This is a genomic window from Myroides odoratus (assembly GCF_965118575.1).
Lineage (GTDB): Bacteria > Bacteroidota > Bacteroidia > Flavobacteriales > Flavobacteriaceae > Flavobacterium > Flavobacterium odoratum_B.
Genome location: NZ_CBCPHW010000003.1, coordinates 31,949 through 55,956, shown reverse-complemented (window position 1 = coordinate 55,956; position 24,008 = coordinate 31,949). Strand labels below are relative to the sequence as shown.

The 24,008-nt window shown below is 36.1% G+C and carries 19 protein-coding genes; 16 read left to right on the top strand and 3 right to left on the bottom strand.

The window, feature by feature from the left end; genetic code table 11:
- The first annotated feature begins 2 nt into the window (after positions 1–2).
- From sprA to tsaB, 15 genes are all read left to right on the top strand, one after another.
- On the top strand, positions 3–7,367 hold the full coding sequence (gene sprA, locus ACMHJ2_RS03085; RefSeq protein WP_413511492.1) for a cell surface protein SprA: 7,365 nt from the start codon (positions 3–5) through the stop codon (positions 7,365–7,367).
- A gap of 54 nt (positions 7,368–7,421) precedes the next feature.
- Positions 7,422–7,802, top strand: a complete 381-nt coding sequence (gene gcvH, locus ACMHJ2_RS03080; RefSeq protein ID WP_413511491.1) for a glycine cleavage system protein GcvH — start codon at positions 7,422–7,424, stop codon at positions 7,800–7,802.
- Positions 7,792–8,178, top strand: coding sequence for a VanZ family protein (locus ACMHJ2_RS03075; protein ID WP_413511490.1), 387 nt, complete (start codon positions 7,792–7,794; stop codon positions 8,176–8,178). The genes gcvH and ACMHJ2_RS03075 overlap by 11 nt, the downstream gene beginning before the upstream one ends.
- 49 nt (positions 8,179–8,227) lie before the next feature.
- Positions 8,228–8,974 carry a deoxyribose-phosphate aldolase gene (gene deoC, locus ACMHJ2_RS03070; RefSeq protein WP_413511489.1) on the top strand — a complete coding sequence of 249 codons (747 nt, stop codon included), beginning with the start codon at positions 8,228–8,230 and terminating at the stop codon, positions 8,972–8,974.
- A gap of 104 nt (positions 8,975–9,078) precedes the next feature.
- A complete protein-coding gene (cyoE, locus tag ACMHJ2_RS03065; protein WP_413511676.1) occupies positions 9,079–9,981 on the top strand; it encodes a heme o synthase in 903 nt (300 codons plus the stop codon).
- A gap of 14 nt (positions 9,982–9,995) precedes the next feature.
- Complete coding sequence (locus ACMHJ2_RS03060) at positions 9,996–10,580, top strand: heme-copper oxidase subunit III (RefSeq protein WP_413511488.1); 585 nt, start codon at positions 9,996–9,998, stop codon at positions 10,578–10,580.
- Positions 10,581–10,624: 44 nt separating this feature from the next.
- Positions 10,625–11,599 carry a cytochrome c oxidase subunit 3 gene (locus ACMHJ2_RS03055; RefSeq protein ID WP_413511487.1) on the top strand — a complete coding sequence of 325 codons (975 nt, stop codon included), beginning with the start codon at positions 10,625–10,627 and terminating at the stop codon, positions 11,597–11,599.
- 21 nt (positions 11,600–11,620) lie between these two features.
- On the top strand, positions 11,621–11,980 hold the full coding sequence (locus ACMHJ2_RS03050) for a cytochrome C oxidase subunit IV family protein (RefSeq protein ID WP_413511486.1): 360 nt from the start codon (positions 11,621–11,623) through the stop codon (positions 11,978–11,980).
- A gap of 113 nt (positions 11,981–12,093) precedes the next feature.
- Positions 12,094–12,714, top strand: a complete 621-nt coding sequence (locus tag ACMHJ2_RS03045) for a hypothetical protein (protein ID WP_413511675.1) — start codon at positions 12,094–12,096, stop codon at positions 12,712–12,714.
- A 2-nt stretch (positions 12,715–12,716) separates the two neighbouring features.
- A complete protein-coding gene (locus ACMHJ2_RS03040) occupies positions 12,717–13,340 on the top strand; it encodes an SCO family protein (protein WP_413511485.1) in 624 nt (207 codons plus the stop codon).
- 2 nt (positions 13,341–13,342) lie between these two features.
- Complete coding sequence (locus tag ACMHJ2_RS03035; RefSeq protein WP_413511484.1) at positions 13,343–13,888, top strand: DUF420 domain-containing protein; 546 nt, start codon at positions 13,343–13,345, stop codon at positions 13,886–13,888.
- A gap of 6 nt (positions 13,889–13,894) precedes the next feature.
- Positions 13,895–14,119: a hypothetical protein gene (locus tag ACMHJ2_RS03030; RefSeq protein WP_413511483.1), complete on the top strand. Its 225-nt coding sequence runs from the start codon at positions 13,895–13,897 to the stop codon at positions 14,117–14,119.
- A 100-nt stretch (positions 14,120–14,219) separates the two neighbouring features.
- Positions 14,220–15,653 (top strand): TolC family protein, encoded by a 1,434-nt coding sequence (locus ACMHJ2_RS03025; RefSeq protein ID WP_413511482.1) that lies wholly within the window; start codon positions 14,220–14,222, stop codon positions 15,651–15,653.
- Positions 15,654–15,656: 3 nt separating this feature from the next.
- Positions 15,657–16,907: an efflux RND transporter periplasmic adaptor subunit gene (locus ACMHJ2_RS03020; RefSeq protein ID WP_413511481.1), complete on the top strand. Its 1,251-nt coding sequence runs from the start codon at positions 15,657–15,659 to the stop codon at positions 16,905–16,907.
- On the top strand, positions 16,904–17,581 hold the full coding sequence (gene tsaB, locus ACMHJ2_RS03015; RefSeq protein WP_413511480.1) for a tRNA (adenosine(37)-N6)-threonylcarbamoyltransferase complex dimerization subunit type 1 TsaB: 678 nt from the start codon (positions 16,904–16,906) through the stop codon (positions 17,579–17,581). The genes ACMHJ2_RS03020 and tsaB overlap by 4 nt, the downstream gene beginning before the upstream one ends.
- Positions 17,582–17,585: 4 nt before the next feature.
- Here tsaB and ACMHJ2_RS03010 read toward each other — a convergent pair whose 3' ends face one another.
- Together ACMHJ2_RS03010 and ACMHJ2_RS03005 are read right to left on the bottom strand one after the other, a co-directional pair.
- Complete coding sequence (locus ACMHJ2_RS03010; protein WP_413511479.1) at positions 17,586–18,353, bottom strand: mechanosensitive ion channel family protein; 768 nt, start codon at positions 18,351–18,353, stop codon at positions 17,586–17,588.
- 4 nt (positions 18,354–18,357) lie between these two features.
- Positions 18,358–20,355, bottom strand: coding sequence for a thioredoxin domain-containing protein (locus tag ACMHJ2_RS03005; RefSeq protein ID WP_413511478.1), 1,998 nt, complete (start codon positions 20,353–20,355; stop codon positions 18,358–18,360).
- Positions 20,356–20,715: 360 nt separating this feature from the next.
- Between ACMHJ2_RS03005 and ACMHJ2_RS03000 the strand changes: the two genes are divergently transcribed.
- Complete coding sequence (locus ACMHJ2_RS03000; RefSeq protein WP_413511477.1) at positions 20,716–22,998, top strand: inorganic phosphate transporter; 2,283 nt, start codon at positions 20,716–20,718, stop codon at positions 22,996–22,998.
- Positions 22,999–23,090: 92 nt separating this feature from the next.
- On the opposite strand, the gene ACMHJ2_RS02995 is transcribed toward ACMHJ2_RS03000, so the two are convergent.
- On the bottom strand, positions 23,091–23,990 hold the full coding sequence (locus ACMHJ2_RS02995; RefSeq protein WP_413511476.1) for a NifU family protein: 900 nt from the start codon (positions 23,988–23,990) through the stop codon (positions 23,091–23,093).
- Between the last annotated feature and the right edge of the window lie 18 nt (positions 23,991–24,008).

The following is a 24,008-nucleotide window of genomic DNA, read 5'->3' as shown; positions in this document are numbered from 1 at the left end:
TCTTGGGAGATTTCTTTGTTTTTCACCGAAAGCTGGCTTTCTGTTTTCTCTTTCTTTTGTGTAGTGCCTTTTCAGGTATCGCACAAAATCCGCTATTGAATCAACTGAACGATTCAATTGCTCAACCAGCTTACGATTTTGGTACTATCGAATTACCAGATCCTGAAATTATCAAGGAATCTTATAGCTATGATCCATTAACAGATCAATATTACTATACGAAAATCGTAAGTGATTATAACCTGAGTTTACCACTTATTCTAACCCGTCAAGAATATGAGAAAATATTGTTGCGCGCGGAAATGCGCCGGTATTTTTCTCAGAAATTTAATGCTGTCAATGGCACACTTGATGATCCACAAGCGCAACGCGATATGTTGCCACGGTATTACGTGAATTCAAAATTGTTTTCTGGAATATTCGGATCCAATGAAATTGATGTGCGACCTTCAGGATCGGTAGAGTTTGATATGGGTATTCGCCATACCAAACAAGAAAATCCATTGATGTCTAGCAGAAATAGAAAGTCAACAACCTTTGATTTTGACCAACGCATCAGCATGGGATTGCAAGGGATGGTTGGAACGCGATTAGCTGTAAATGCGAATTACGATACCCAAGCGAGTTTCGATTTCCAGAATATCATGAAATTGGAATATGGCCCTGATGAAGATGATATTGTTCAAAAGGTAGAAGTGGGGAACGTAAGTATGCCAATTAGTGGGTCTTTAATTCGCGGTGCTCAAAGTTTATTTGGGGTAAAAACAGAATTAAAATTCGGTAAAACAACAATTACAGGCGTTTTTTCAGAACAGAAATCTCAGACAACTTCTGTCAATGCAGAAGGGGGAGGAATGCTAGAGGATTTTGAACTCTATGCGCTAGATTACGACGAAGATCGACATTTTTTCTTATCTCAATACTTCAGAAGTAAATACGATGAAGCCTTAAAAAATTACCCTTATATTAATTCTAGAGTGCGTATAACGCGTGTTGAAGTTTGGGTTACGAATCGCTATAATCGCGTGAGTCAAACCAATAATAACCTGCGAAATATTGTGGCTATTCAAGATTTAGGGGAAGGATTTTTGCGCAATGTCAAAACAGAAAAGATTTTCTCACCTCGTGTAGATCCTGCTGCTTTTGTACTCAATAAAACCATTGATGCACCAACAGATAATAAGAATAACCAGTACGACCCTGGAAAAATTGGCAGTAATTATTTAACCCCAGCTATTCGCACTTCGGGTGTGGGAGGCAGTGGATTTACCAATAATGTACAGGAAGGATTGGATTATGCTCGCTTAGAAAGTGCTAGAAAATTAAGTACCAACGAGTTTACGTTTCACCCACAATTGGGCTATATCTCTTTGCAACAACGCTTGTCGAATGACGAAGTTTTAGCAGTAGCTTTCCAATATACCATTGGAGATAAGGTATATCAGGTAGGGGAATTCGGTACCGATGGCGGAAGTTCTAACGTAGAAACGAATATTCCCGGACAAACAAATCCTGATGTACAAGTTCCCTTAGCGCAATCGCTAGTGGTAAAAATGTTGAAGAGTTCATTAACCTTGACTAGTGCACCCGTTTGGAATTTGATGATGAAAAATATCTATCAGATTCCCAATGCAATGAATATCTCTCAAGATAAGTTTCGCTTTAATTTATTGTATACCGATCCAAGTCCATTAAATTATATCAGTCAAGTTGGGGATGTGCCCTTACCTGAGGATGTGGAACGAACACCTTTACTAAAAGTATTTCATTTAGATCGATTGGATTCTGCCAATAATCCGCAAAATGGAGGAGATGGTTTCTTTGACTATTTAGCACAGGGAAGCGCCACCAATAATTTAGATCCAACTACCGGTGGGTATGGAGGAAATAATACCAACGGATATGGAGGAAATAACAACGGATACGGCGGTAATAACTCCAACCAAAATCAATACAACAGCAATAGTTTTGATGGAATTACAATTGATGCGGTTAATGGGCGAATTATCTTTACCACAGCAGAACCTTTTGGTTCCTATTTATTTAATAAATTAAAGAGCAAGACGGATGAAGATTTCGATACACCTGTATCGTATAACTCAAACCAGAAAAAATATGTATTCCGCGAATTGTATAGCAATACAAAATCATCGGCTATACGCAATCAAAGTAGTCAAAATAAGTTTCAGTTAAAAGGAAAATACTCAAGCGTAAGCGGACAGGGAATTCCAATTGGCGCATTTAATATTGCACCAGGATCCGTAGTTGTAAATGCAGGTGGAAGAATCTTATCCGAAGGGGTTGATTATACGGTTGACTATACAGGCGGACGTGTAATGATTTTGGATGAAGCTCTGCTTGCGTCTAATACACCAATCAATATTTCTGTTGAAAACAATACGATGTTCGGTCAACAAACCAAGCGATTTTTTGGTTTAAATGTCGATCATCAATTTAATAAAGATTTTAAAATTGGCGGTACGTTTTTGCGTTTATCTGAAAAGCCAATGACGCATAAATCGATGTATGGACAAGAATCTGTAAACAATACAATTTGGGGATTCAATGCGCAATATTCAACTGAAGTACCTTTCTTAACGCGAATGGTAAACAAATTGCCAAACATTGATACCGATGTTGAATCGCGAATTTCAGTAAGAGGAGAGTTTGCTTATTTACAACCAGGAGCTTCGAAGAATGATGAAATGAATGGTGAGGCGACGGTTTATATCGATGATTTTGAAGGGGCTCAATCTCGTATTGATGTTCGCTCTCCTTTAGCGTGGAAATTGTCAAGTACACCTGTTGGCTTTTTCAAAAAGGACGCCAATACCTTTGAAGATCCAAATACCTTGCCTCAATCTTTAGAAGATGGATTCCGCAGAGGAAAACTAGCTTGGTATACCATTGATCCAACTTTTTATGTAGGTGCTAAACCTACAGGAGTAGGTGATAAAGATATGTCTTCAAATAGAACAAGAAGAATTTACAGTGAAGAGTTATTCGCAACCAAAGATATTGCTTATGGTGAAAGTCGAGTGATTACTACTTTAGATATGTCATTTTACCCCGAAGAAAGAGGTCCTTATAATTTTAATCCTGAATTTTTACAAGGACTGAAATCAAAAACACCTCGCAATAATTGGGGTGGAGTGATGCGCGGATTAGCGACAACAAACTTTGAACAAGCTAATATTGAATTCGTCGAATTTTGGGTATTAGACCCTTACATTGGAAGATCAAATGATATGATTGTTGAAAGAAATAGTGGTGAATTGCGTTTGAACTTTGGCTTTATTTCGGAAGATATCTTACGCGATGGGTACAAACAATATGAAAATGGTTTACCTGGTGTAGGTAGTAGCGTAGCTACAATCGAAACGATTTGGGGGAAAGTACCTGCAGCTCCTTCTTTAATTTACGCCTTTGATGTCAATGCAGATAGTAGACGACTACAAGATGTCGGATTGGATGGATTAAATGATGAGGAAGAAAAATTAAAATTTAGCAATTTTGCTAGTTTCAAGGATCCTGCGGCAGATAATTTTGTCCATTATTTAGATGCTGATGGAGGAATCTTAGAGCGTTATAAAGATTACAATGGGGTAGAAGGAAACTCTCCAACAACAGGAACAAGAGGGGGAAATAATCAACCCGATGCAGAAGATATTGATGGTGATAATACTATGAATACCATTGATGCTTATTTTGAATATGCAGTAAAAATAAAAGCAAATCCGGCAGTTGGTGAAAACTTTGTGACGGATATTAGAAATACAACAGTCCAATTAGCGGATGGTTCTGTTACCCCGGTTCGTTGGGTACAATATAAAGTTCCAATTGATGAAAACGGGAAAAAAATTGGAATGATCGATGACTTCAGATCCATGCGTTTTATGCGTATGTACTTGACTGGATTTGAAAGCGATATTACGCTGCGTTTTGGTAGCTTGGATTTAGTGCGTTCGGATTGGAGAAGATACAATGCAAGTTTACAAAATGACAAAGACAATAATCCTTTGCCTTTGCGTCCTAATACGGGATTTGATGTAACGTCGATAAATATTCAAGATAACTACGATAGAAAACCAATTCCTTATGTGATACCTCCAGGGGTAAAACGCGAACAATATTATGTAAACAATACGATTGTCGCTCAGAATGAACAGTCTTTATCGTTGAAAGTATATCCAGTTGAACAAGGAAAAACACCCGATGGATTAGCGCCAGGTGATTCTCGAGGCGTGTATAAAAACTTTAGTTTAGACCTTCGTCGTTATAATAAACTGCGTATGTTTATTCACGCAGAAGCACTTGAAAATAGTACCCTGCGTTTGCGCGATGATGAAATGGTAGCCTTTATTCGTTTGGGAACGGATATTACAGATAACTTCTACCAAATTGAAATCCCTTTAAAAGTTACTAATTTTGGCGAAGCAAATCCAGATATGATCTGGCCAGAAGCGAATGAGCTTGAACTTCAATTAGAACTCTTGACCAAATTGAAAGTGCTATTTATGAATGAGGTAGGAAAGCAAGAACGCTTAACTGATATCTTCTTTAAAGAGGAAGAAGAGCTTTCTGGCGGAACGACACGCCCTAATAAATTGCGCTATGGAATTAAAGGGAATCCCAATTTTGGAAATGTCCGTGTTATTATGATCGGTCTGCGTAATGATTTGGATCGTTTTGGTGCGACGGGTGATTTAGGCGGGGAGTTTTGGTTTGATGAACTGAGAATGTCTGATATGGATAACAAAGGAGGATGGGCAGCTACCTTGACAATGGATGCCAATTTAGCTGACTTTGCCAATATCTCTGCTACAGGAACTAAACGCACGATTGGTTTTGGAGGATTAGAACAAGGACCCAACCAAAGAAGTAAAGAAGATTTTAAATCTTATAGCATCGTTACCAATGTGAATTTAGGTCAATTACTGCCTAAAGATTGGCGTATAAATTTACCGTTTAATTACGCGATTAGTGAAGAGTTTATTACTCCAGAATTTGATCCTGCAAACCCAGATATTAGATTAAAAACAATGAAATCTGTAGCTCCATCTTCTGCTATGGCAGAAGAAATTGAAAAAAGAGCCACGGATTATACCAAGCGCAGAAGTATCAACTTTATTGGTGTAAACAAACAGAAAAATCCAGAAAGCAAAAAGAGAATTTACGACATTGAAAATATAACCGTCTCTCATTCGTATAATGAAGTGATTCATCACGATTTCGAAGTGGAATCAATGATTGATCAACAGGTGCGATCTGCGGCGGATTATGCTTATAGTTTTGAAACAAAACCTATAGAACCTTTCAAGAAGGTAAGCTTTATGAAGGGACGATATTGGCAAATATTGAAGGACTTTAATGTCAATTATATGCCTTCAAATATTATGTTTAGCAGTAGTATTATGCGTCAGTATAATAGACAACAATATCGCTTAATTGATGTGGAAGGTATTGGATTAGATCCGTTGTATAGACGTAATTATTACTTTAATTACAACTATGGTTTTAATTTTGATCTTACCAAATCACTGCGCTTAAACTATGTGGCAGGAAGTAATAATATTGTGCGAAATTATTTCGATAGTCAGTATAATGTAATTGAAAATAGTACGATTTGGGATGACTATTTTAATATTGGTGAGCCGAATCAGTTTACCCAACAATTTACGTTGAACTACGAACTGCCTATCAATAAAATACCTTTCTTAGGTTTTATTCGCTCAACGTATGCCTATACGGGTACGTATAATTGGCAACGTGCTTCCGATGCTTTTAGTCAAATTGAATTTGAAGGAATGGATTACAATTTAGGAAATACCATTCAGAATTCAAGAAATCAACAGTTGAATACTACGTTTAGTATGGAAACGCTATATCGCTATGTCGGATTAGTAAAAAGCAATACAGCAAAGAAAAGCCCAGCTAAAAAAGCAGCGATTGTTCCGGGGCAAAAAGTAGTGCAAACCAAAGGCCAAGAAAATGAAAATAAAGGAAGTGCATGGACTGATTTTGGAATTGGTTTACTGACATCGGTAAAAACAATTCAGATTAATTATGCTGAAAATAGTGGTACCGTACTTCCAGGATATATGCCAAGTATTGGATTTTTTGGCACTGGAAAACCAACCATGGGATTCGTTTTTGGAGATCAAGCAGATGTTCGCTATCAAGCGGCAAATAATGGATATCTAACTAATTTCCCAGAGTTCAACCAAGAGTTTACCCAAGTGTCGAATAAAACCTTAAACTTCACCGCGAGTTTAAATCCTATTCCTGATTTAACCATCGATGTTACAGGAAGAAGAATGAAGTCCGAAAATTATTCCGAACAGTTTCAGGTAATTGAAAATCAATATCAATCGCAATCGCCTTATAGTTACGGGAATTTTAGTATTTCAACCATTATGTTGAGCAGTGCTTTCTCTAGTAATTCTCTAGAGTATTCAGCTGCTTTTGAACGCATGAAAGAGAATCGATTAATTATAGCTAATCGCTTGGCAATGGATAGAGGAATCGATATCAATGACCCCAACAACTTGGATAAAGAGGGTTTCCCTATTGGCTATAGTAAAGGAAGTCAAGAGGTCTTATTGCCTTCTTTCTTATCGGCTTATACTGGACAAGGAGCCGGTAAAGTATCAACAAGTATGTTTAGAGATATTCCTTTGCCAAACTGGAATATGCGCTATACAGGTTTGATGCGCATTCCATGGGTAAAAGATAAATTCAGAAGATTTTCTATTCACCATGGGTATACCGCTACATACGCTTTAGGCTCATTTAGTTCCAATTTTGAATATAATGAAAAGCCAAATGAGGTGAATCAATATGGAAATTACCCGGCACAAACCATCGTGAATAACGCGATATTAACGGAACAATTCAACCCTTTAATTCGCTTTGATTTAGAAACAAAATCAGCTATCAAAATTTTAGCTGAAATTCGCAGAGATAGAACCTTAGCTTTGAGTTTTGACAATAATTTATTGACCGAAACTACAGGACAAGATTATATCATTGGCTTGGGGTATCGAATTAAAAATGTTGGTTTCAACTCGATGTATGCCAATAATGGTATGGGAGGACGTATTGAAAGTGATATTAATATCAAATTTGATTTGACCTTGAGTCAAAGAGAAACCATTGTTCGTTATCTAGATTACAATAACAACCAAGTGGGAGGCGGACAAAACCTTTGGAAACTTTTAATTACAGCCGATTATATGTTAAGCAAAAACTTAACCGCTATTTTCTTCTATGATCATTCTTTTTCGAAAGCCGTTATTTCAACCATGTATCCGATAACAAATATTAGAACGGGGCTAACTATGCGATATAGTTTCGGAAATCAATAGAATTTGTTTCGAAATATATAAGTTTATTATACATTTGCTAAAAAATAATACAAAATGAATTTACCAGCTAATTTAAAGTACACAAAAGACCACGAGTGGGTAGCTATCGAAGGTGATATTGCTACTGTAGGTATTACAGACTTCGCTCAAAGAGAGTTAGGAGATATTGTATATGTTGAAGTTGAGACCTTGGACCAGACTTTGGATAAAGATGAAGTTTTTGGTACAGTGGAAGCAGTAAAAACAGTTTCAGATTTATTCTTGCCAATTTCAGGTGAAGTAATTGAATTTAACGAAGGGTTAGAAACAAAACCAGAATTAGTAAACCAAGATCCTTACGGAGCGGGATGGATGATTAAAGTTAAGATTTCTGATTTAGGTGAAGTAGACGCTTTGTTATCAGATGCAGAATATAAAGAATTAATTGGGGCGTAAGGGATATTTTATACTTGGAACACTTTGGACATGCTTTATACTATATGCTTGTTTAGCAGAGGCTAGTTCCATACCTCGTACGTCATTTTTTAATATTCCAAATAAAGATAAAGTAGCGCATTTTACTTTCTATTTTGTCTTCTCCTTGGTGTGGTTTTTATTTAGTTGTAAAAAAAATAACAAGAGAAAACGAAATAGGCGAATAGGAATAGTTATCTTTACCATAGCAACGTTCTTGGGTGCGATGATAGAGCTAGGTCAATATTATCTTACGAATTCAAGAAGTGCTGAATGGGCAGATTTTATAGCTAATTCTTTGGGTAGTGCCATCGGAATTTTATTTGGTTTACTTCTAACAACGCATAAAAAAAATTAGAGCCCCAGCAATGGGGCTTTTTTTTATTAATAATTAAGCACTTACAAGCATGAGAGATTTGAGAGAATTTATGGATTCTACTTACTTAAAAACCGCAGAACAAGCAGGTTTATCTGAAGTAGAAAATAAGAAAGTAGTGACCGCTTTAATTCAGGAAGCCATCGAGGAGAAATTTAAACTAGCCATGATTAGACCTGAAGAAGTAAAAGAAGGAAGAGCTTTGGTTGATCAAAATCAATCTAAAGTTCTCTTGGGTACTGTCATTGATTTTCCAAAAGGCGATGGAGGATTAGAAGCGAAGCTAAAAGAAGCGAAACAAGCGGTTGAAGATGGTGTAGATGAATTGGACTATGTTGTGGATTATAAGGCTTTTCAAAAGGGAGAAATTGACGCAGTGAAAGAAGAGGTCTATGTGTGTACAAAATTTGGTTTAGAAGCCGGAAAAGTCGTGAAATGGATTATTGAAGTAGCAGCCTTAGATAGTACTGAAATTATAAAGCTAACAACCTTGATTAAAAATGTTGTGATTAGTCGTTTTAAAGAAGAGGACTATGACAAAGTATTTGTAAAATCATCTACGGGCTTTTATAAAACACAGGGGGGGAAACCCAATGGAGCTACTTTAGAAAGCTTAGTTTTAATGTTGGAAAATGCAGGGCCATTACCTGTAAAAGCAGCTGGTGGAATTAGAGATCGTGAAGCCGCTATTGAAATGATTGCTTTAGGCGTTAAAAGATTAGGAACTTCTTCGGCAAAAGAGATAGTTGAGGGCAAGGGAACGATTGAAAATTATTAAAAGAGTGAAATAAGTGAATATTCAAAGCTCTGCCCTAGGTTTATAGGTGTAGTTCTAAAAATTGGATTATATTTGCAACTCATTAAAAACAAATGAAAACAGCTTTGAATATTTCTTCTGAAAATAAACAATCGGTTTCTATCCTCAAGGAATTTAAAGAAATGACTAAGATGGGACTTGCCTTTAGTGTAGTGTTTTCCACTTTGGCAGGTTATGTTTTAGCTGTTCCTGATATTAGAAGCATCAATTATCTGACCATTATCGCTCTTGCTATAGGGGGGTATTGTATGGTTGGAGCATCTAACGTTTACAATCAAATTATTGAACGCGATTTAGATGCTAAAATGAATCGAACGGCTAATCGGCCAATTGCTTCAGGACGGGTCAAACCAACACCAGCTTTTATCTTAGCTGTTGTATTGACGATTATTGGAATCGGTATTTTATATGCTGTGAATCCAAAAACAGCCATGTTTGGGGCTATTTCAATTTTCTTATATACAAGTGTTTATACTCCGCTAAAGACAGTAACACCGTTATCTGTATTTGTGGGTGCTTTTCCAGGGGCTATTCCTTTTATGCTAGGATGGGTGGCAGAAACCAATAATTTTGGTATTGAAGCAGGTACGTTGTTCCTGATTCAGTTCTTTTGGCAATTTCCCCATTTCTGGGCCATTGGATGGTTCTTGTTTGAGGATTATAAAAGAGGAGGCTTCTCGATGTTGCCAACTGGAAAAAAAGATAATAAAACGCTAACGCAAATTATTTTATATACCATCTGGTTGATGATTGTTTCAATATTCCCTGTATTTAATGTTACAGGTCGTCTGTATCTAACACCAATCGCAGCAGGACTTGTTTTCTTAGCGGGTATTTGGATGTTACTGGCAGCCGTGAATTTGTACAAGAAAAGAACAGATAAAGCAGCGAGATCATTGATGTTAGTAAGTGTAACTTATATCTCATTGATCCAAATTATTTACGTGTTGGATAAAATTTTACGATAGTATATACCTAAGTTATGGAACATATTTTAGATCAAGAGCAAGTCGAAAAGAAAGGCAAAGCATTAAAAGTAATGTTGTTGTTTGCTATCGGAAGTATTGCAATGGTTTTTGCTGGTTTAACGAGTGCTTATGTAGTAAGTAAATCGAGACCAGATTGGTTGGCTGATTTTGTTTTGCCAATCGAATTTGCACTTAGTACAGCTGCTATTTTAATTAGTAGTGTAACAATGCACCTCGCTTTGAAAGCAACGAAAGAGGGAAATCGTGAAAGAAGTACGATTTATTTAATTTCTACTTTGATTTTAGGTCTCTTATTCGTTTTTTTGCAATTCAAAGGGTTTGGGCAAGTAATTAACGAAGGCTATTTCTTCACCGGAAGTGAAAGTACAATTACAACTTCATTTTTATATGTGATTGTAATTGTGCATATTGCACACTTATTTGGAGGAATGATTTCTTTATTAATTGTAATTTATAATCATTTTAAACAAAAGTATAATGCTGAGCAATACCTTGGAATACAGCTATGTGCATGGTTCTGGCATTTCTTAGACTTACTTTGGGTTTATTTGTTTTTGTTTTTTACATTCTTTAAATAGAAAATTTAATTTAAATTTGGGAACTTTATAATTAACAACTTTTTATGGGAGCGACAGTTACTACAGAAGCTACTGAAGTAAGAGGCGACGCGAAAGGGCCTCTAAACGTAAGCTACGGTAAAATGATGATGTGGTACTTCATATTATCAGATTCATTAACATTTTGTGGATTCCTTGTAGGATACGGTTTTACAAGATACAAGTTTGTGGATACTTGGCCGATTGCAGATGAGGTGTTTAATCACTTTCCTTTTTTACATGGTGTAGATGCACCGATGTATTATGTGGCCTTGATGACCTTTATTCTGATTTTTTCATCTGTAACAATGGTATTAGCCGTTGATGCAGGTCATCAAATGAATAGAAAAAAGGTAGCTATCTATATGTTTTTAACAATCGTAGGTGGTTTAGTGTTCGTTGGATCACAAGCTTGGGAATGGAAAAACTTTATTAACGGTACCTATGGTGCGGTTGAAACAAGAGGAGGTTCTATCCTACAATTTGTTGGAGAAGATGGCAAACAAATCGCTTTAGCAGATTTTGCTATTGTAGATGCTCATCGTCAAGATGCAACGTTGACAAGAGCTAAGGCTACTTGGTTCGTTAAAGGTCCAGAGCATTCAACGTATTCTATCGCTGAAGTGAAAGCTGGATTTGAAGCAAATCCAAATATAAAAATTCGTACACAAAATACGACAGATGCAAAACACAAAGAGGTTCTTTCAAGAGAAGCTTCTGCGGAGCGTCTAAAAGAAGCTGTACTTGTTGTAGAAGGAGCTAATCTAATTCGCAACGAATACGGTCATAAATCATTTGCTGATTTCTTTTTCTTTATTACTGGATTCCACGGATTCCACGTATGTACAGGTATCTTAATTAATATTATCATTTTCTTTAATGTTTTATTAGGTACGTATGACCGAAGAGGAAGTTACGAAATGGTAGAAAAAGGAGGATTGTATTGGCACTTCGTAGATTTAGTATGGGTGTTTGTATTTACTTTCTTCTATTTAGTTTAATTGTTATAAAATATTTTAGATATGGCAGCAGAAGCAACAGCGCATCACTCAAACTCAAAGAAAATCTGGAAAGTATTTTTTATCCTATCCGCAATTACAATTGTTGAAGTTGTTTTGGGTATTTTAAAACCGGAAAGCATTCATCATGTGCATATCTTCGGATTGAGTTTGTTAAATTATATCTTCATTGTTTTAACAATTTGGAAAGCCTATTATATCATGTGGTCTTTTATGCACTTAGAGCATGAAAAAAAGGCATTTCAATGGTCTGTAGCAGGAGTTTTAGTGTTCTTATGTGTTTATTTGATTACTTTGGTTTTAATCGAAGGAAACTACATCTATGACGTATTTCACAACTCGCAATATAAGTGGATATTTTAATAAGTTATTATAATTTGTAAGGCGGTTTATTAACCGCCTTTTTTTATTTTTGTTAGAGAATTTTAATTTGTTTTAAAGTGAAAAAATATATCATACTCGTATTGCTATTTGTTATGCCGATTTGTGCCTATCTCTTCTTTGCTTCTGGTGTAAATCAGTTTGTACGATTACCGGTTATTAGCGAACAAGTCAATGAGTTGCCTCAAGGGGAAACCTCATTGGATAAGCCTGCTATTTTAGAAGGCCGTATTACGGTACTTGGTTTTCCTGGTGCACACTTATACAGAGACCGCGGTGATGCTTTTAATCTCAATCAGAAAATCTACAATCGCTATAAAGATTTTGACGATTTTCAATTGATTATGGTCTTACCTAAAGGTTCTGAAGAAGAAGCTAAAAAAGTAGTGGATGATTTAAGTCCTATTTCGGATATGTCCAACTGGAATTACTTATTCCTTGAACCCGCAGAGATTGAAACCTTTTTCAAAAGCTTAGGCTTGGTTGGTAAATTGGATGACGATTTAGCCAGTACAAATGTTTATTTGATTGACAAGGATCGTAATCTTCGTGGTCGTAATGGAAAAAATAAAGCGGGTGTAATGGAGTACAAAGAAGGGTATTCGACTATATCTGCTGCCGAATTACACAACGATATGATGGACGACGTAAAAGTGCTTTTGGCAGAATATAGACTCGCTTTGAAAAAATATAAACGCATTAATAAAGAAGAATAAGTATGAAAGAAAAATCATATATCTGGATTTCTTTAATCGTATTGGTTTTTGGTATTTGGGCTTTACCTAAGATTATTAAGAAATTTGAAAAGTCGGATCTAATTGTTATTGGACAAGCACCGAGTTTTGAATTGGTGAATCAGAACAACAAAACAATTAATAATGCTAGTTATAAGGGAAAAGTGTATGTAGTGGAATTTTTCTTTGCCAATTGTCCAACTATTTGCCCGATTATGAATCAAAATATGTTGAAGCTTCAAAATCAGTTTAGACCTCATTTGGACTTTGGGATTGCCTCAATTACCATTGATCCTAAAAATGATACAGTTGAAGCATTGAAACAGCATGCGGATGATTTAGGCGTTACAATTCCGCATTGGCATATGCTTACAGGTGATGCTAAATACATTTATGATTTAGCAGCAAAATTTAACCTATATACAGGCGTTAACCCTGAAGCACCTGGTGGATTTGAACATTCTGGTTTATTTGCACTGATTGACAAAGAAGGGAATATTAGATGTAGAATTGATGAATTTGGAAATCCTATTTTGTATTACGATGGTACATCTGATGAAGGGGTGAAATGGATTAAAGAAGATATTGAACTTTTATTAGCAGAATAGACATGGAAAATTATAAAGAATTAGAACAGAAGTATACCAAGTGGATTTGGGTTTTATCCATTACAATCCCAATTGTAGTAGCCATTTTGTTTGGCGTTAACCTACAAAAATTAGGATATGATGTACAACCTTTGAGTTTTTTACCTCCAATTTACGCTACCATTAATGGAATTACAGCTGTATTATTGGTATGGGCTGTTTGGGCTATTAAAAAAGGAAATAAAGGGTTACACGAGCGCTTAATCAAAGCATGTATCGCCTGTTCAGTTGCCTTTTTAGCGATGTATGTCGCGTATCATATGACATCAATCGAAACGAAGTACGGGGGGGAAGGATTTCTTAGATATGCCTATTTCTTTATCTTGATTTCCCATATTTTATTGTCAATTATCATCATTCCTTTTGTATTGATAACTTTCGTTCGCGGTATTTCAGGTTCATACCAGCGCCATAAAAAAATAGCGCGAATTACCTATCCAATGTGGCTCTATGTAGCGGTGACTGGAGTGATTGTTTATTTGATGATTTCTCCTTATTATGTAAATTAAACAGCTATGAAAAAGTATTGGTTTTTAATCGTTTTTTTCCTTCTTGTAACTACGCAATCTACATTTGCACAATGTGCCATGTGTAGAGCTGCCTTAGAAACAGAAGATGGAGGAGTAAAAGCAGAGGCTGTAAATAACGGAATCGTTTATTTGATGATATTTCCTTATTTGCTTGTTGGTTTTGCTTTGTATTTTAGTTACAAAGTGTATAAGAAAAAGAAGAACAATTAGATATAAAAATTTGAACCGCCTACTTAGGCGGTTTTTTTGTTACCTTTAATGTAACAATACCAGTAACTTTACGTCTTATTGTTTAGATAAATAGGTTTCAATGAATCTGAATAAAATTTGCCTTTCCGTAGTATTTTTTCTCTTTGCCCTGACTATCTCGGCACAGGAAAAATATTGGACCCTGGATGAGTGTATCAATCATGCCATCGTACATAATATTAGTGTCAAACAACTCGAAATTACTGAGCAAAGCAAAAACGTTACTTTAGATTTAGCGAAGTATGATTTCTTACCTGTAGTGAGTGCAAGTGCAAATCATTCGTGGACCTTAATCGATCAACCTAATGCGCAAACAGGTCTAATTAGGCAGCAAACAATACAAGAATCAACGGTTGGTCTTAGTGTAGGCATTGATATCATTGATGGTTTGCAAAAACAGAAAAGATTAGCCAAAGCTAGATTGGATCATTTAGCGTCTACGTATCAAGTACAGAAAATAAAAGAAGATATTGCGTTAGCCGTGATTAACTCCTACTTGCAAATTATCTTCAATAAAGAACTGGTACATACCAATAAAATACAGTGGGAGTACGATCAATCGGAAGAAACGAGAGTGCAAGTTTTAGTTGGAGCAGGTGTGGTTCCTGCCGGTGATTTGTTGGACGTTAAAGCAACAGTAGCCTCTTCTGTACAGCGTTTGATCAGTGCACAAAATGAATTGATTATTGCGAAATTGAATTTAGCGCAATTGTTGCAAATTAGAGATTATGAGAACTTTGATGTGATTGATTCGGACTACAAGGTAGAGGAATCAGAGCTGTTGATTTACAATCCAAAAGATATTGCAATTCGCGCTTTTGAATCTTTGACCAATATCAAATCAGCAGAACTCAATGTTCAATTAGCCGAAAAAGAAGTGCAAATTAGCAAAGGAGCTTATTATCCTAAATTAAGTGGATTCTACAACTTCGGATCCAATGTACATTACCAAGATCGACTAGTTGGTAGCACAGCTTCGGGTAGTTTAGATCAAATTGGATTTGTGGAAGGTTCTGGACAACGCGTAATGCGACAAGGACAAATGAATGTGTACGGAGGACCAGAATCGTTTTTTAGACAAATCGATAACAATAAAAGTTCCGCATTCGGCTTGAGTTTGAGCGTGCCCATTTTTAATGGATTAAAAACGCGAAATGCAGTTAAATTAAATCAACTTGCCTTGGAACAAGTGCACTATGAAAAGGAAGCGGAAGAGCTCAAATTAGAGCAATTGGTTTTTAAAGCCTATACCGATACCAAAAGTACCTATCAAACGTATGAAGCAAGTTTAATAACCTTAGAATCGCGTGAAAATTCATTGGCGTATGCTAGAGAAAGATATGCGGTAGGGTTGATTAATATCTTTGAATTAAATCAAAATCAAAATCTATATGTAACGGCTCAATCCAATTTATTGAGAGCAAAATACGATTACATTTTTAAGAACAAAATTTTAGAATACTACTTTGGAATTCCCTTGTTTAAAAGAAATTAAGTTATGAAAAAGAAATACATATTTATCGTTTTAGCCGTAGTTGTGCTGCTCTTTGTTGTACTTAAATTTTTTACAGGTAAGGACGATTCAATTGTTGTTGAATTGGCAACCGTAGATGAGATTGATTTAGTAGAGACGGTGTCCGGTACAGGAAAAATTCAACCTGAAATTGAGATAAAAATAACACCAGAAGTATCTGGAGAAATTATAAATTTGCCTATAAAAGAAGGACAGGTTGTAAATAAAGGAGATTTGCTTGTGGTTATTAATCCCAATTTATATGAATCTAACTTAGATCGCATGGTGGCTATGTTGGCCACAAGTAAAGCGGGAGTAGAACAGGCAGAGGCGCAATTGAAAGAATCAAAAGCTTCTTATGCTCGTAACAAAACGCTTTTTGAAAAGGGCGTTATTTCTGGATCTGAATGGGATCAAGTGGTACGTGCTTACGAAGTGAGTAAAGCCAATAAAAACTCTGCTTTTTACAATGTAGAAAGCTCAAGAGCCGCTGTAGAAGAAGCCAAAGTGAACCTCTTGCGTACCACTATTTATTCACCTAGTTCAGGAACAATCTCTAGGGTGGATGTTGAATTGGGAGAACGCGTATTAGGAACCCAACAAATGGCAGGTACAGAGTTGTTGCGCGTAGCCAATCTCAACAGCATGGAAGTGGAAGTAAATATCAATGAAAATGATATTGTCAAAGTAAAAGTTGGCGATGAAACGAAGATAAACGTCGATGCGTTTTTGAAAAAAGAGTTTAAAGGTATTGTGACCAGTATCTCAAATTCAGCTTCCAATCAAACCTTATCAGCGGATCAGGTAACTACGTTTAAAGTGAAAATTAAAATCTTGCGCGAATCGTATGAAGATTTATTGGATGGAAAACTTAAAGATTATTCCCCCTTTAGACCTGGGATGACCGCGGCAGTAGATATTATTACCAATGTAAAAAATAAAGTGGTAGCTGTTCCGATTAGTGCTGTAGTGATGCGCAGTCCAGCAGATACGTTGAGTAATGCAATGACAGACCAAGTAAACGGCAGTAGTGAAAAACTAAATGAAGCCGTTTTCGTAGCGGATCAAGGAATAGCTAAATTGCGCTTTGTGAAAACGAGCATTCAAGATGATAAGAATATTCAGATTGTAAAAGGCTTGAAAAAGGGAGACGTGATTATCACAGGACCTTATTCGACGGTGAGCAAGACGTTGAAACACAACGACAAAATAAAGAAAGAAGAAAGTAAAAAATGATTGTACTATTGAATATAGAGACTGCAACAAAAAATTGTTCAGTCTCTTTGTCTGTAGATGGCGTAGCTGTTGGTGTAAAAGAAATAGCAGAGGAAAATTTTTCTCATGCAGAAAAGCTCCATGTGTTTATTGAAGCCTTGTTAAAAGAGAATGGATTTACAATGCAAGATTTATCGGCGATTGCCGTAAGTCAAGGTCCTGGTTCTTATACGGGATTGCGCATTGGTGTTTCGGCTGTAAAAGGCCTGTGTTATGGGTTAAATATTCCCATGATTGCCTTGGATACGCTGCAAATTTTAGCCAAACAATTGCAAGTAAAAGAGGGATGGATCATTCCGATGATTGATGCAAGGCGAATGGAGGTCTTTTGCGCCACGTTTTCTCATGAGGGCAAGTTCGATAAGGCAATAGAGGCAAAAGTGATTGACGAAGCTTCTTTTGCGGAATTAAAAGGGGATTATCCCGTTTACTTTATTGGTGATGGTGCGATGAAATGCGCGGACGTACTAAAAGCTGCTAATTTCCACTTTTGTGAAACAATTGTGTATCCTTCAGCCAAAGAAATGATTCCGTTGAGCTATGAAAAATATATCGCTCAAGATTTTGTAGATGTCGCTTATTTTGAGCCTTATTATTTGAAGGACTTTGTGATGCCTACCAAACAACAGAAATAAGCGATTATAAAGAATCGCTTATTTCTCTGGCTTTTAATAAGATGAATGAATTCACTGAAGTGAAATTATCATTGTTTACCCACACTTGAACGATATAGGTAATCTTGGTATCAAGAAGTTCTTTAATTAAAACCCGCGGTTGGGGTTGAGATAAAATCTTATCATTCGATTGAAGCTCCACCAGAAGTTGATCAATAAATAAATTGGTGTTTTTAGCTAAAGTAGTCTGAACAAATACTTCGGATCTTCTCAAGTTATTTTGTGAAATGTTTTTGATTTTACTATTGGATAAAACGCCATTAGGTATGTAAATCACGTTGTTTTGGTAATTGACAATTTGTGTAGAAAAAATATGTATACTAATTACTTTTCCAGCTTCCCCTTGCGCTTCAATAATATCGCCAAGGCGAAAGGGCTTGAAGAGAATAATCAATACACCCCCTGCAAAATTACTCAATGATCCTTGTAGGGACAAACCAATAGCCAAACTCATCGCTCCGATAATGGCAACAAATGAACTGGTTTGAATACCCAATTGAGAAGCAATAATCACAAATAGTAAAACGCGAAATCCCCACAATAACACATCTAAAATAAAGCTTGTGAAGGTAGGGTCAATGTTTCTTTTGAATAGAATTCGCTTCGCTATTTTTTGAGACAACTGAATAATCCATAATCCTAAGGCTAAGATGAGTAACGAGGTTACGATCTGCGGAATAAAATCAAGGATATTTTCGATATAGGAAGTGAGTAAATGATCTAATTTTTCCATACAACTACAGTTTAATGAGGCTACTCAATGCAGGAGTAGGGGTTAAGCAATGTTTATTTTCACAAAGATAATAGTGTGTAACTGGATTGACAGTATATTTTTCAAAATAAGGAATCTTACTTGCCTGATTGATGGGGAATATAAAGGTTTTACTAACCAAATTAGCGCGTATTTTGAGGTTGTCTTCTAAGGCATGTTCTCCAACAATAGCTAGCTCTGCGGGTGATTCAGTATATAACATCGCCAATAGCCAATGTGAATAAGCAGAAGGATAATCCATTTGAGATTGGATAACGTCAAGCATATGATGGGCTAATTGGGTATAATGACGATGTTCAAATAAAACCCCTAATTGGAGTAAACTAGCACATAAAACCGCATTGGAAGAAGGAATTACATTGTCTTCAGTTTCAAAACTTCTGAGAATATTCGCAGCGTGCTTCGTCTGACTAAAATAACAGAATTTACTTTTTTCATCCAAAAACAAATCCAACGTCAGATCGAGTAAGCGTTTTGCTTTCCAAATATAGTCTTGTTGGGCGGTGTGTTCAAAGAGATGAAGCAAGGCCTGAATATAAAAGGCATAATCATCCAAATACCCTAAGGTAAGTGCGTTTTCTTGATGTGAAGAATGGAAAAGCCCTTGTTCTTCATCAAATAAATAGGTTTGAATATAGGAATCAATGTGTTGCGCTTGTTGTAAGTAAGTGGAATCCCCTGTAGCGCTATACGCATCCAATAATCCTGTGATTAACATAGCATTCCAACTGGTGATTATTTTGTCATCCATTAAAGGCATAGCTCTGTGTTTTCGCTCGGCTAAAAGCAATCCTTCCCATTTGTGTTTTAGTGTTTGCAAGTCAAAAATAGCCATTTGATTGGCAGTAGCAAGCTCTGTTAAAGGCTGATTTTGAATGAGCACAAAGTTTTCTTCTTCCCAAAAACCATAGGCATTAATATTAAAAACTTGAGCAAATAAGGTGAAGTCATTGCCTAGGATACGACGAAGTTCAGCTTCCGTCCAAACATAGTAAGCGCCTTCTTTTGAGAGGCCATTTGCATCTAAACTATCCGCATCCAAAGCAGCATACACCCCACCTAAAGGACTAAGCCAATTGCTTTGAATAAAATGTACGGTTTTAGTAATAACCTCCAAATACAAAGGGTTGTGGGTGCGTTTATACGCATCACTATACACACTTAACAGTTGGGCATTGTCATACAGCATCTTTTCAAAATGAGGAATATGCCATTTAAAATCCACCGCATACCGAGAAAATCCCCCTTCAACCACATCAAAAATTCCGCCCCAAGCCATGCGGGTCAAGGTTAAATCAACATACTGAAGTAAGTCTTTATCGTGTTTAAGATCTCCTAGCTTTTGTAGATAGAGTAGGTTGGTAGGCATCATAAATTTGGGTGCTCTTTGGTATCCGCCATAGTCTAAATCAAAACTCGTTTTCCATTGGTCCAATACCACGTCCAAATTAAATCGACTTTCTTCTTTTTGCGTAGGAGCCAACCCAAGTACATAAATCCCTTCTTGTAGTTTTTCGGCAAATTCAAGCACAGTCTCGGGTTTATTTTTATAGAGTTGAGTGAGTTGAAGCAACGAATCCATCCAGGTTTGTTTGGGAAAATACGTGCCACCCCAAATGGGTTTTCCATCAGGTAAACAAACTACATTCAAAGGCCAGCCTCCTTGTTTGGTCATGAGCTGAACGGCTTTCATGTAGTACGCATCTACATCGGGATGTTCCTCTCGATCTACTTTTACAGCAACAAAATGCTGATTCATTAATTCAGCTACTTCTTGGTTGGTAAAGCTCTCTTCTTCCATAACGTGGCACCAATGGCAGGTAGAATAACCAATACTAATAATAAGCAGTTTGTTTTGCTCTTGAGCCGTTTTAAAAATAGAAGTATGCCAAGCCTTCCAATAGATAGGGTTCGTAGCATGTTGCTTTAAATACGGATTTGACGTGTGAATTAGTTCATTCATAAGTTGCAGGTAAACAACAAAATTAGCAAAATATTTCCGGAATTAATTCGTATGGAAAGGAAGACTTAATTCCTTAAAATAGGAGATAGTTTACTAAAAAATTAGAAGAACGTAAATCAAGGAGAAGAAATAGTAAATCACTTTGTAGCTTGTCTTTTTTTTTCTACAACAAAGCGGTTGAAAATAAAGGGAGATTATTGGGATAGTTGTGTATTTATTGAGAATAGAAAGCCAAAATAAAAAAAAACCTTTTGAAAGCGCTATTTGAGGACAAAAAGCAGGTTTAAAGGATAACATTAAGTTAACGTTGAATCCTAGAAATATATAGACTTTTGCTAGACGCAAAAAATAAAAGAATAAATGGAACAAATTTTTATTGTAATGCTAGTAGCCTTAGGGATATTAGCCATAATAGATTTGACTGTTGGAGTTAGCAATGATGCTGTCAACTTTTTGAATTCGGGAATAGGATCAAAAGCAATGTCATTCAAAAGTATCATGCTTGTAGCCTCATTAGGTATTCTAGTTGGCTCGGCCTTTTCGGGAGGAATGATGGAAATTGCTCGAAGTGGAATTTTCATTCCAAGTATGTTTACCTTCAATGATGTAATGATTATCTTTCTGGCCGTAATGATAACCGATGTCTTGCTTCTAGACGTGTTTAATACATTAGGTTTGCCTACATCAACAACAGTTTCAATTGTCTTTGAATTACTTGGAGCAGCCGTGTGTTTGGCTGTTGTAAAAATTATTACAAGTGATGATAGTTGGGCTACTTTACCTTCGTATATCAATACAAAAAAGGCCTCCGAGATTGTAGTGAGCATTTTATTGTCTGTAATTTTATCCTTTACTTTAGGTACAATCGTTCAATATATATCGCGTCTAATCTTTACGTTTCAAGTTGAGCGTAAACTGAAGTACTTTGGGGCTTTATTTGGAGGAATCGCCATTACGGCAATTACCTTTTTTATCTTAGTAAAAGGATTAAAAGGATCGAGTTTTCTAAGTAAAGAAGCTTCGATGTGGATTGATATACATCAGTTACTTATTTTGGGTGGAAGTTTTGTTTTTTGGACTGTGTTTTCTCAGTTCTTAATGTCTACTTTTAAACTGAATATCTTACGTGTCATCATAATTATTGGAACTTTTGCTTTAGCCTTAGCTTTTGCGGGTAATGATTTGGTTAACTTTATTGGAGTTCCAATTGCAGCTATTCAATCGTTTGGGTTTTACCAAAGTTCAGGACAAGCTCCAGATGTTTACATGATGGGTAAACTAGCAGAAGAAAACGTTGTTGCCCCTTTTTATTTCCTTTTATTAGCAGGTGGAATTATGGTTTATACGTTGTGGACGTCTAAAAAAGCACGCAATGTAATTGAAACTGAAATGAATTTAGCCCGTCAAAGTTCAGATTCTTCGGATGAAAAGTTTTCACCTAATATCCTATCCAAGATTATTGTTCGTAGCATGGTGCTTTTAGGGGGAGTTGTGGATTATTTTTTACCTAAATCCTGGCAGATGCACATGGACAAAAGGTTTGAACAACCTGTTGTACATACAAAGCGCAAAAACAAGCAAGATGAACCTGCCTTTGACATGGTTCGTGCTTCTGTAAATCTTATGGTGGCAAGTATCTTGATTTCGATAGGAACCTCGATGAAATTGCCGTTATCTACCACCTATGTAACTTTTATGGTAGCGATGGGTACATCCTTTGCAGATAGAGCCTGGGATAGAGATTCTGCGGTTTATCGTGTGGCTGGGGTATTCAATGTGATTGGCGGATGGTTTGTTACGGCAATCGTCGCTTTTGTGGCTGCATTTATTACGGCTTATATTTTATATATAGGAGAAGTGTATGCACTAGTAGCGATGCTGATTTTGGTTGGTATTTTGTTGTATAGAAGCAATAAAATGCACCAACGTCTAGAGCAAGAGAAAAAAATAAAAACAGAAAAACTCAATAAAATTGATATTGTAACGATTCATGAAGTGGCCTCTGAAAGCTCTGCACAAATTGCCAAAGTAATTGTGCGTACCAACGAGCTTTATACGCGTATTATTGATGGAGTTGCCTTGCAAGATCTTGCGGAACTAAAAGCCTGTAGAAAGAAACTCAGACAATTAGAAAAAGAAGTAGATAGTCTGAGAGGGAACGTTTATTTCTTTATTAAGAATTTAGATGAAACGTCTGTGGGGGCAAGTAAATTTTACGTGTTGACTTTAGGGTTTTTACAAGATATTATTAAATCAGCCTTATTTATTACGCAAAATAGTTACACTCACGTGGATAATAACCACAAGAAAATGAAATTTAATCAGATTCGAGATTTGAAATTAATTGACAATAAATTGCAGTTATTTCTCGATGAGATAGGAGGCATTTTCTTAGAAGAAAAATTTGATCGAATTGGCGATATTTTGACCAATAAAGAAGATATCACCCAAACGATAGATAAGTTGATTCAAAAGCAAATTGTTCGCATTCGAACAACAGAAACAAGCCCAAAAAATAGCAAGCTGTATTTTTCTATTTTATTCGAAACCGATGATTTAGTAAAAGCAACAATTGGGTTGTTGGAATTGTTTGAACAATTTGATATTGATCAGAAGCGAACAAAGTTCACATCCAAGGGATAGCCAAGAGAATTGCTAAATACTTGATAAGACCATATAAAAAAAAACGCTTGAAGCAATTCAAGCGTTTTTTTGATTTTTATAAACAGGTGCTTTTAACCATTAATAGCTTCTACAACAATGGCCTCATCAGCCAACATATGTCTTAGCATACTTTCAATCCCATTCTTTAGGGTAAAGGTCGAAGAAGGACAACCGCTACAAGCACCTTGTAAGACAACTTGCACTATATTAGTCTCGCCGTTGTAATTTTGGAAGGCAATATTCCCACCATCGGCTTGAACCGCTGGTTTTACATTTTCTTCTAGGATATTGATGATGCGTTGTGATTTTTCATCTAAAGAATCAAAGTGAATATCCGCTTGTTTTTCTAGCTCTTCTCGATTAGTTACTAAAGCCTCATCTACGGCTAAATTGCCTTTTTCTAAAAATTCCTTAATAAAAGAACGCGTCGATTGAATAAATTCATTCCAATCAAAAGCTTCGTATTTAGAAATAGACACATAGTTTTCATCAATGAATATTTCTCTTACAAAAGGTAGCTTAAATAGCTCTTTAGCTAAGGGTGAAGCCTTGGCGTCATCGATGTTTTTAAACTCAATTCCTTGCTTGGTTAATAGCTTATTAGCTACAAATTTTATTACCGCTGGATTCGGTGTGGATTCTGCATAAATCGTAATAGGATGTTTTTTATGATCATCTTTAGATTCTATTAAGATTTTCTTACCTTTAGCGATGAAAGTTTGGATTTGGTCTGCAACCGTATCTTGCACCTCTTCCCATTCAACGATTGAAAATTTTTCAATCGCAATGAAATTATTTGCAATAAAAACCGTTTTTACAAAAGGTAAGTAGAAAAGTTCTTTTGCTAAAGGAGATTGGGCCGTTTCATCGATGTTTTTGAACTCGAAATTGTCTCCTTTCGTAATAAAATCAGGAAGGATAAACTTGATAATAGCAGGGTTTTGAGTATTTTGAATTTTTATCTGTGACATTTTGTTTTATTTTTTTTC